This is a genomic window from Pseudomonas sp. P5_B2 (assembly GCF_056400445.1).
In genome coordinates this window covers 1-1,643 of sequence record NZ_JBFULH010000793.1, presented here as the reverse complement: position 1 = coordinate 1,643, position 1,643 = coordinate 1, and the positions used below count along the sequence as shown (strand labels likewise).

Here is a 1,643-nt window from a genome sequence, read left to right as displayed (position 1 = left end):
GGCAAGGTCATCGGAAATTTCCTTCAACTCCTAGCGGCTTCCATGAACTGGCGCAGCCCGGATCTCATCGATAGTCTTTCACCTGTTACTGCAAATTCAGTGACAGGGTGTGGAAGCCCATCTATCGTTAGGCGCATCAAGCGCCACCAGTTCGGCGCGTTTTATCGTCTGTGTTTTATGGTGGCTGTGCGCGGGGCGCTTTCGAGTGCGCCGGGTGCCTAACGTCCCGGTCTTCCACACCTGCGTACAGCCGCCACCTATTCGCGTGGAAGTGATTTCTGGCGGCTTCAATCCATACGTTAGGACTCAAATTGATGAATACCCTTCACCCCGATCCMCCCTACGAAAAACCAATYCCCCAYCCSAAAAACCGCTWCATGGCCCTCACCAGCAACTGYACCGACATGCCCACGCTRTTCGTCGATACCCACGCGCCGCTCGATRTWTTGTATGACGCCGCCAACTATYGAATTCGCRCCGTCACKCAGGTGCTTGARAACATGTCGATGCGYGGTTCGGTCGAGTGTGAGTCGTTCATTCTTAGTGATTTTGCGTTGCTGTGCGCCATTCCATTACGCGATGGCTGTGATGTGCTGGACGTGATTGGGCGGCGGTTACGGGCACGGCCTTCGGAATAACGCCGCTGAAAGATCGTTCCCACGCTCCGCGTGGGAATGAAGCCCGTGACGCTCTGCGTCACATGGTGCCCGGCTCAACACTGGCGGTGTGGCTGGAACGCGGAGCGTCCCTGGAGGCATTCCCACGCGGAGCGTGGGAACGATCAAAGAGGGCGTGCGTTTGCTGCGCCTGGCGGCGCTGGCGGGCGATGGCAAGCGGCGTATCAGTTGGGGGTAATCAGTCTGGCAGGAAAGCCTAGCAAGGTGCCGGATCCGGCTGAAGGCGCTCACTGGAGGGGCATGGCCGCGAAGGCCGGGCATCCGTTGGCTAAGCTCAAGCTGAAAGAGTTGGCGGCTCGTGGTGATTCCCAGTAACACTGCCGGTGTCTGAAGTACAAACGTGGCGTGAGGGAAACCTCACGCCACGTTTGCGTTTCTGATAGTTTGTTTATAAATGTCGCTGTATTTAGAGAACTGCCCTACACCAATATCGTATTTCCCTGATTTATTTCCTGATTGATCACCCTCAAAGTCATCCGCGTTTAATGAAGGCCAAACCCATCGGAGATTTCATTCAAGTTGTAGCGAATTGCATGAACTGGTGCGATACGAGTTCACCCGATAGCCTTTGATGGTCACTGAAAATTCAGTGGTGGGGTGTAGGAACCCTATATCAGCATCGGTAATGCGTAAGCGTCGAAACGTGGTTTGCGGCCGTCAATTTGCGTCCGTAAGATCTGTTGCGGCGGCTGTGCGCGGGCACGCTTCGGCGTGGTCGAGTCTCCGATGCTCGGTATTCCTACCCCGCGTATAGCTGCCACCCAGCCTGTAGGAAGGCTTTTGGCAGCTCCTATTTTCATCGGAAGGTCTCAAATGCCAACACTTCATCCTGATCCACCCTAAGTAAAGCCTGTTTCCCATCCCAAGAGCCGCTTCATGGCCCTCACCAGCAACTGTACCGACATGCCCACGCTGTTCGTCGATACCCACGCGCCGCTCGATGTATTGTATGACGCCGCCAACTAT

2 protein-coding genes and 1 pseudogene are annotated in these 1,643 nt (G+C 55.5%); all 3 read left to right on the top strand.

Going from position 1 to position 1,643, the window contains the following annotated elements:
• On the top strand, window positions 1-222 hold a 222-nt coding region (locus AC1DRJ_RS26850; RefSeq protein ID WP_477804817.1), incomplete at its 5' end, for a hypothetical protein.
• 92 nt (window positions 223-314) lie between these two features.
• On the top strand, window positions 315-638 hold the full coding sequence (locus AC1DRJ_RS26845) for a hypothetical protein (RefSeq protein ID WP_477804816.1): 324 nt from the start codon (window positions 315-317) through the stop codon (window positions 636-638).
• Between the two features lie 67 nt (window positions 639-705).
• Window positions 706-992 (top strand): annotated as a pseudogene (locus tag AC1DRJ_RS26840) (sel1 repeat family protein); the annotation flags it as partial.
• Window positions 993-1,643 lie beyond the last annotated feature (651 nt).